At 67.7% G+C, this 7,565-nt stretch carries 6 protein-coding genes; 4 read left to right on the forward strand and 2 right to left on the reverse strand.

The window, feature by feature from the left end; all coding sequences use genetic code 11:
- The first annotated feature begins 194 nt into the window (after nucleotides 1-194).
- Nucleotides 195-1,232 carry a hypothetical protein gene (locus tag AAFP30_RS28510; protein ID WP_419233432.1) on the forward strand — a complete coding sequence of 346 codons (1,038 nt, stop codon included), beginning with the start codon at nucleotides 195-197 and terminating at the stop codon, nucleotides 1,230-1,232.
- Here AAFP30_RS28510 and AAFP30_RS28515 read toward each other — a convergent pair.
- Nucleotides 1,197-2,873 (reverse strand): TM0106 family RecB-like putative nuclease, encoded by a 1,677-nt coding sequence (locus AAFP30_RS28515; RefSeq protein ID WP_419233433.1) that lies wholly within the window; start codon nucleotides 2,871-2,873, stop codon nucleotides 1,197-1,199. The two genes, AAFP30_RS28510 and AAFP30_RS28515, sit on opposite strands and share 36 nt — an antisense overlap.
- A gap of 125 nt (nucleotides 2,874-2,998) precedes the next feature.
- On the opposite strand from AAFP30_RS28515, the gene AAFP30_RS28520 reads away from it, so the two are divergent.
- A complete protein-coding gene (locus tag AAFP30_RS28520; protein WP_419233434.1) occupies nucleotides 2,999-3,691 on the forward strand; it encodes a DUF6474 family protein in 693 nt (230 codons plus the stop codon).
- An 89-nt stretch (nucleotides 3,692-3,780) separates the two neighbouring features.
- The gene (locus tag AAFP30_RS28525) at nucleotides 3,781-4,467 is read left to right on the forward strand and encodes a hypothetical protein (protein WP_419233435.1); all 687 of its coding nucleotides are present in this window, start codon (nucleotides 3,781-3,783) and stop codon (nucleotides 4,465-4,467) included.
- On the opposite strand, the gene AAFP30_RS28530 is transcribed toward AAFP30_RS28525, so the two are convergent.
- The gene (locus AAFP30_RS28530; RefSeq protein WP_419233436.1) at nucleotides 4,464-6,545 is read right to left on the reverse strand and encodes an ArnT family glycosyltransferase; all 2,082 of its coding nucleotides are present in this window, start codon (nucleotides 6,543-6,545) and stop codon (nucleotides 4,464-4,466) included. The genes AAFP30_RS28525 and AAFP30_RS28530 overlap by 4 nt on opposite strands.
- Before the next feature lie 227 nt (nucleotides 6,546-6,772).
- Here AAFP30_RS28530 and AAFP30_RS28535 point away from each other — a divergent pair, with 227 nt between their 5' ends.
- Complete coding sequence (locus tag AAFP30_RS28535; RefSeq protein ID WP_419233437.1) at nucleotides 6,773-7,324, forward strand: hypothetical protein; 552 nt, start codon at nucleotides 6,773-6,775, stop codon at nucleotides 7,322-7,324.
- Nucleotides 7,325-7,565 lie beyond the last annotated feature (241 nt).

Raw genomic sequence — 7,565 nt, forward strand, 5'->3', positions numbered from 1 at the left:
TCCACGCGGATCACCTGTGCCTATGCTCCGTTGATTACCTATTGTGGCATTTGTCACACTAGATCGTAAATAAGGTGCGATCGCGCAAATCTGAGTTTACCGAAGGGTGAACGAAGAGCGACAATGCCGACACAACACTTCGCATATCCGTTACCGAACGCAGATAATCCGTTACACAGCCAACCTGGAGCGTCATGACACACCGCCTTCCCCGACGCACCCGACCTCTTCGTCGACGTTTCGGCGCATTCGCCGCCGCCGTCGCGATGATTGCCGCCCTGGTGTTTGCCGTCGGCTCGGGAGTGGCGCTGTCGGAGACCGGTGACGAGGCCAAGGAGGCGCCGGCTGGGACCGCGGCCCAGACCGAGAAGGCGGGATCGACGGGGACGGGTGCGACCAGGACCGGCGCGACCGCGACGAATGGCACGAAGGAAACCGGGACCGAACCGACCAAGACAGTCGGTCCCACGAAGACCGTCGATCCGACAACGCGGACAACAAAGCCCACCGGCGGTGAGCCCACAACGTCCGGCGAGACCACGACTTCGGGCGAGACCAGCACGTCGGGTGAGACCACAACCACGACGACCCCCGGCGGAAGTGACGGTGGCGGCGGTAACGGCGGCGGCAGTGGCGGCACCGGGAGCGGCGGCGGTGGCGGGAGTGGCAGCGGCGGCTGGTACCCGCCGTCACCCGCACCTGCCGGCTCCGACGGTTCCGGCTCGGGCGGCTCGGGTTCGGGTGGCTCCGGCTCCGGTGGCGCGGGGTCAGGTGGCTCCGGCGCAGGCGCACTGCCGCAGCTTCCTGCCGGTGCGCTTGTACCGCGCGTGCCCACCGCGAGTCTCCCGCTCCCCACGGCGGGCGCGAACCTCGCCGTCGACCCGGACGGGGGTCAGAGCGACGCCAACCAGAACGGCGCAGGCGCAGGCAGCGGGTCGTCGGCCGGCGGTGCGGGGTCCTCGAATACGGCCGCGGGCGTCGGGGCCGGCTCGGCGGGTGCGGGAGCAGGAGCGGCGAACTCGGACGACAATTCGTCGGGTGCGTCGAATTCCTCTGGCGGAGGAACGAACTCGTCGTCCACGTCGTCGAGTCCGTCGGGACTCGAGGCGCAGTTGGCGGCGACCCGCAAGATTGTCATCGGTCTCGCACCCGGCGCGCTGTTGCTGCTCGGTGCGATCGCCCTGCTGGGCAGTGGATCATTCCTCGAGGCGTTGCGCTCGATGCGCGCCTGACCGAAAGGCCAGAATCTGATCTTTGTGCGGCACTTGCTGTTTCGCGCCGTCGGAGATCCATTCGCGAAGTACCTTGGTGGCGCGGACGTCGTCCTCGTTGTACTCGAGTAGGCGTTCGCGCTGGGTGAGGTCCACCGGCACCCCGCCGAACCCGACGGCCTGCCGGTACCAGTCCATCGACGCCTCCCCACCGGCCTCGGCGTCGCGCCACGTGAAACCGGCCACCGGAGCGACCTTCTTGAGGCCTTTTCCGTTGGGGCAGATGAAGTTCTCGGCGACCGCTGCGTAGATGTCGACCCACTCGTCGGAGCCGATGAACCGCTCCACCTCGGCGCGGGTGGGCACACCGCGGTCGCCGGCGAATCGGGTCGCCGAACCCAGCAGCCACCGATTCTCGGCCTGCTGTGAATAGCAGTAGGCCGCAAAGCTTTTCCCCGCCGCATGGGCGTGCGCACGTTCGGTCATCAGCCAGGTCCAGAACTCGGCGAACGACCGCGCCTCGTCGCGGGCCGGCAACGGTTCCCAGGTCACGAACGACCGATAGCGCACCGGCCGCGACGGATCGGTGTTGTCGGTGAGGAACGTGCCCCACATGTAGGCGCCGTGCTCGCCGAAACTCTCCATGTCGACATCGATTTCTACGTCGGCGCGCGCCACCACGGGGTCGTCGAGCCGGCGGATGAGCGGGGTGTCGGTGAGCCAGGCGATCGCGTTGACCACCACGTCGTCGAACGCGATATTGCCCGGCCAGCCGTCGGGCGGCGGCCCGGCGTAGTGGGCGAGTTCGTCGATGGTCTGCACTCCGGCGTCGGCGAGTAATGCAGCTTGGTTTCCCCCGACGACGAGACTGACGTCGCGCCGCGCCACGAGCTCCGGCTCGCACCGTGGCCACCACGGACAACCACGGCATTCGCCGATACGCCGCGGCTCGGTGGCCACGAGCTGGTCGGCCACGGCCATCCGGCGCGCGAACACCTCGTCGTATTCCGCGAGCAGTTCCGCCATGTCGTAGACGACGATGCAGTCGGCGTCGAGTCCGATCAGTCCGGCCTGTAGCTCCTCCGGATCGGTGGACGGGCTGAGCCCGAGGTCAAGCAGCATGGCGGTGAGCTGCGCGAGGCGCAGTTGATCGCGGCGTTGGTTACGGCCGTTGCGGGTGGGATCCGGGCTCGGCGCCCATCCCCAGACCGGACTGGTGACCGTCGACGGAGCGACACCGTTTCCCTGACGACCGCGTTTGGTGGGATAGCTGACGCGGTGATTGACGACGATGATCGGGAGGTAACCCGCGTCCTTCCGCATGAGGAGCTCGGAATGGCCGCGCCGACCACGCTCCCGATCGGTGGGGAGCGTCGCGTTCCAGATCCAAGCCGCACCGGCGGCGCAGGCGTCGAGCGTGGCCCGCACCCGGTTGTCGTGGTCGAGGTCGGCGGCGACCTCGACGAACGTGCCGGGGTCCTGATCGCTGTGGAGTCCGCGGATCATGTCCCGGACAGCGATCCGATGCTCCGCCGCCGCGTCCTTGCGCCGCTGCGCCTCCGGGGTGTCCAGCCGGGCACGCACCAGGTCAGGGTGCGAGTGGTCGAGCGCGAGTCGGTGTTCACAGCCCGAGAGGTCCCGCGGATGCAGCACAGTCACCACGCGTTTCCTCTCGTCGGGGCCGGTTCTTCTCGTTTGGGTCGGTTCTTCTCGTCGGACCGGTCGGCGATTCGAGCCTATGCAAGACTTGTAGCACCTGACCGAGACACCAGGAGGTAGGTCCTCATATGGGACTGTTCTCGTCCGATGGCATGACCCGAGCGCAGCGTAAGGCAGAGGCCAAAGCGCTCAAGGCCAAGGCCAAGATGGAGGCCAAGCTCGACCACAAGAGTCGACGCAAGACGGAGAAGGCGCGCCGCAAGGACGAGCGCAAGCTGCGTAAACAGGACCACAAGCAGCAGCGCAAGACCACCAAGGCGGAGGCGAAGGCCCAGGAGAAGGTGAACAAGGCCGAGGCCAAGACCGTCGCGGCGAAGGCCAAGGCGGCCGCTGACGCAAAGACGCTCAGCCCTGCCAACGTGCGTCGCTATCTCACCGTCGGACGACTCGTCGCGCCGATTGTCATACCGATCGCTTATCGTGCGGCTGTGGGTGCGCGTGGGCAGGTGACGGCACTGCAGGCCAATCGGGCAGGCGTGAGTCCCGATGTGTTGCGGCAGTTCTCCGGTCACGGCGCAACCTTGTCGGCGCGGATCACGACCGCCCGCGGCGCGCTGGAGAAGGTCGCGGCCCGGGATTCGTCACCCGAGGCCCAGACGTTCGTCGCAACGATGAACACTCGCTTGGACAACCTCGCGATCGCCGTCGACGCCGCGGAGACCATGCCCCCCGCCCAGCGTCGGACCGCGCATCAGTCGATCGACGCCGAACTCGGGGCGATCGACGCCGACGTGCTCGCCCGGCTGGGTGTGCAGGCCTGATTCCGATCAGGCACCGGAGGCGACCGACAAGCACCTACGATGGGGCCCAACCCCACCTGGATGCCCACCGCGCAAGGGAGCGTGAGTAGATGACCGAGCCCGAATCCAACATCACCCGGCACGAGACGCCGCCTGCGGAGAACGTCGGCGGTGGCGCTGCCAAGAAGGCTCCAGCACCCAAACCGGCACCCAAACCGGCAGCACCGAAGCCCGCGGCACCCAAGTCGGCAGCACCGAAACCGGCCGCGCCGAAACCTGCACCACCAAAGCACGCAGCGACGAAGTCGGCAGCACCGAAACCCGCCGCGCCGAAGCCCGCAGAGTCAAAGCCCGCAGAGTCAAAGCCCGCAGCGACAAAACCCGCAGCGACAAAGCCGGCGGCACCGGCTCCGGCCGAACCGCAACCAGCCGCCAAGAAAGCCCCGGCGACCAAGGCCGCGGCACAGCCGACGCCCGCCAAGGCCACCCCGGCGAAACCCGCGCCGACCGAACAGGCAGTGCCCGAACAACCACCGACAGAACCGGCACCTACTGAACCGGCACCGACCAAGGCTGCGGTGCAGAAGGCGGCCCCCGAACCTGCTGCACCCGAGTCCCCGGCACCTGTCGATGTCGTCGCCGAGTCCGACGCGCAGCGGGCAACATTCGCGCAGTTGCGGGCCGGTGCCCCGACCGAGTTGCCGTCGGGAGGCAGCAAGGCCCCCGTAGCGGCGGCAGCAGCAGGAGCACTGGGTCTCCTGCTGCTGCTCTTGGTGATTCTGCGTCGTCGACGCTAGTTCAGCTTGTACACCGTCTGGCCGCCGATGGTGGTCGCGGTGTAGTTCTGTGCGACCCACGTGCTGATCTCGGAGTTGCCGCCCGGACCGCCCATGCCCCCACCGCCGATGTAATAGGCGATCTTACCGTCCTTCACATAGGCGATGAACTGGTCGAGGGTCGGTGCCGGATCACCACTCCACCCGCCGATCGCCATCACGGCCTTACCCGTGGCGATCTCGATACCCGAAGCGGACTGCGAACCGTTGGTCGCCGCCGCCCAGGTGGAGGTGGTGTCCTTCAGCAGATTCACCAGCTCGGTATTGGACGAGATGTCGCCCATGCCGCCGGGACCCCCACCGGATCGGTGACCGGAGCCCTGGCCGGGCGTTCCACTCGGGGCGGTGCTGCCCTGCTGACCGCTAGGCTGCTGGGCCGAACCCTGCTGGGTGGAGCCTTGCTGGCCGGACGGCCGCTGGCCACCCATTCCGCCGCCACCCATGCCGCCGCCACCTGGACCGCCCATGCCGCCGCCATCCATCGACGTGCTGACCGCTGTCGGGATTGATCCGCTGTGCGGCGTCGCGGCGGTCGCGATGGAGAAGGCCGCAGTTCCGGCGAACCCCGCGATCGCTCCGGCGATCACCGCACCGGCCACCGCCTTGCGCCACGCGAGCACGCTGCCGACCAGCAGCACCACGATGCTCACCGCGGCCACCGCCCCGATCGCCCAGCGGCACCATTCGGGACCCCAGTCGTTGCGATTGAGCAGCACGATCGACCACCCGGCGGCGAGTCCGATCATGCCGGCCAAGGTGAGCCGACCGTCCCAGTTGGCGCGTCGACGCCAGGCGAACACGCCGCCCATGCCGACCATCGCACCGATCGCGGGCGCCAGGGCCACCGTGTAATACGGGTGGATGGTGCCGCTCATGAAGCTGAAGATCAGCCCGGTCACCACGAGCCAGCCACCCCACGCGACCACCGCACCGCCTTCGACTCTGCTCAGGCCGTTCGTGAAGCGGAAGATCGGGAAGCTACGCACCATCAGGTAGATGGCGAAGGCCAGCGCCAGCAGCGCGACCGGCAGGAGCCAGGAGATCTCGTTCCCCATTTCCGAACTGAACAGTCGGTTGAGGCCGGTCGAACCACCGAAGGAACCGCCGGCCTGGCCGCCCCCACCCGGACCGCCGCCGTTGCCCTCGCCACCACTGATCCGGCCGACGCCGTTGTAACCCCACACGAGGTCCATGAAGGAGTTGTTGGTCGAGCCGCCGATGTAGGGCCGCGACGACGCCGGCACCAACATGGTCACGACGACGAACCATCCGGCGGAGACGATGAGCGCAACCATCGCACCGAGGAGCTGTCCGATCCGCTTGACCCAGCCGTTGTTCGCGAACATCAGGTAGGCCAGACCGAACGCCGGCAGCACCAGCAGACCCTGCAGCATCTTGGTGAGGAAGGCGAACCCCAGGGCGACACCGACGAGAGCGAGCCAGCGCCCGGAGTTGGTGGAGATCGCGCGGGTCAGGGCATACCCGGCGGCCACCATGAGCAGCACGAGCAGTGCGTCGGGGTTGTTGAACCGGAACATCAGCGCGGCCGCCGGGGTGAAGGCCAGCACGGCACCGGCGATGAGACCGGCCGCGGTGCCATGGACCGGGTTCCGGAAAGTGCGTCGCATCGCGCAGTACAGCAGCGCAACCGCCGCGACGCCCATCAGCGCCTGCGGCACCAGCACCGCCCAGCTGTTCATGCCGAAGACGCGGACCGACAATCCGGTCACCCACAGGGACGCCGGGGGCTTGTCGACGGTGATGAAGTTGGCCGAGTCCAGGGCGCCGAAGAACCATGCCTTCCAACTCTGCGAGCCCGCCTGCGCGGCCGCAGCGTAGAACGTGTTGGCGTAGCCGCTGGACGCGAGGTTCCAGATATAGAGCACGGCGGTCGTGATGAGCAGACCGGTCAGCGCGAACGGACTCCACCGAACCGCGCGTCGCGGCCGGGGCTTGTCGGGGCGACCGCGTTCGGACGCGGCCGGTGGTGGCGGTCCGCCGGGCGTGTGCGTGCCCGGCGTGTCCAGCACGGTGGTCATGGATCCTCCTGTCGGATGTCCGACCGTCGAACATCGATGCTTCAACGATGCGCGCGCGGTCTCCCGCCAGGCTGGATGGTCGCTGGGAGAAGCCTGTGAACGTAGGTGAGCGACTTCTCACGGATCGGGACCTTTGCGACTGGAATACTTCCGCCGTTCGGCGGATTGTGGATAGTGACGAATTGGATTCACGATCAGCACGGGGGCGGGCAATGGAGGGCGGAACGATGTCAAGCAGAGTGGGTGTCCTACGACCATGGTCGAAGAACCCGCTGATGCGCCGTGGTGACCGGGTAGCGGCCACCGCATCGATGCTCGCCGCTCTCGTCGCCCTCATCGCGGTGCCGTTCTGCATCGTCGCCGCGATGACGACGTATTCGAGCGTGACCGATCGCAGCCACGAAGCCGTGCCGGTCACGGCGCGCGTCGTCTCGATCGCGGCATCGGACCCGACGTCACCCGCTCGCGGTGCGACCGTCGCCTGGGACCAGCGCGGCAGTCGTCACACCGGAACGGCAGTGCTCCCGACATCGACCAAAGTGGGCGACTCGGTGCAGGTGTGGACCGACCGAAACGGCAACGTCACACAAGACCCCGCCGGCACCGTCGAACGGGTGATCACCGCGACATGGGCCGGTCTCCTCTGCTGGATCGGGGCCATCGCGGTCGCGATGGCCGGAGTCGCACTCGTGCACCGACGGATCGCCCGCCGGCACGCCGGACTCTGGGACCAGGAATGGATTCAGGCCAGCCAGTCGAATGGTTGGGCGTCGCACTAGTCCTCTCGCTCTTGCTCTTTCGCGGCCTCCTCCCGTCGACGACGACGGTTACGTTCCCGTTCTTGTTGTCGACGGGCATGTTTGGCCGCCACCCGACTCTGCGAACGAGTCGGTGGTGTCTCCGGTCCCTGAGGAGCCCGCGAGGCGCCCGCCGAGCGAGCGTCTCGAAGGGCCTCGGGCACCTTGAACCGAATCCGCCGCAACCCCGGTAGCAACTGCTCCAAGTTCTCCGGATCGCCCG

It is taken from the genome of Gordonia sp. CPCC 205515 (assembly GCF_048537925.1).
In the GTDB taxonomy this organism is placed as follows: Bacteria; Actinomycetota; Actinomycetes; order Mycobacteriales; family Mycobacteriaceae; genus Gordonia.

Bases quoted from the DNA above. Each gene is read 5' to 3' on its own strand.
- AAFP30_RS28510 (WP_419233432.1), top strand. From the start codon at position 195: ATGACACACCGCCTTCCCCGACGCACCCGACCTCTTCGTCGACGTTTC.
- AAFP30_RS28520 (WP_419233434.1), top strand. From the start codon at position 2,999: ATGGGACTGTTCTCGTCCGATGGCATGACCCGAGCGCAGCGTAAGGCA.
- AAFP30_RS28525 (WP_419233435.1), top strand. From the start codon at position 3,781: ATGACCGAGCCCGAATCCAACATCACCCGGCACGAGACGCCGCCTGCG.
- AAFP30_RS28530 (WP_419233436.1), bottom strand. From the start codon at position 6,545: ATGACCACCGTGCTGGACACGCCGGGCACGCACACGCCCGGCGGACCG.
- AAFP30_RS28535 (WP_419233437.1), top strand. From the start codon at position 6,773: ATGTCAAGCAGAGTGGGTGTCCTACGACCATGGTCGAAGAACCCGCTG.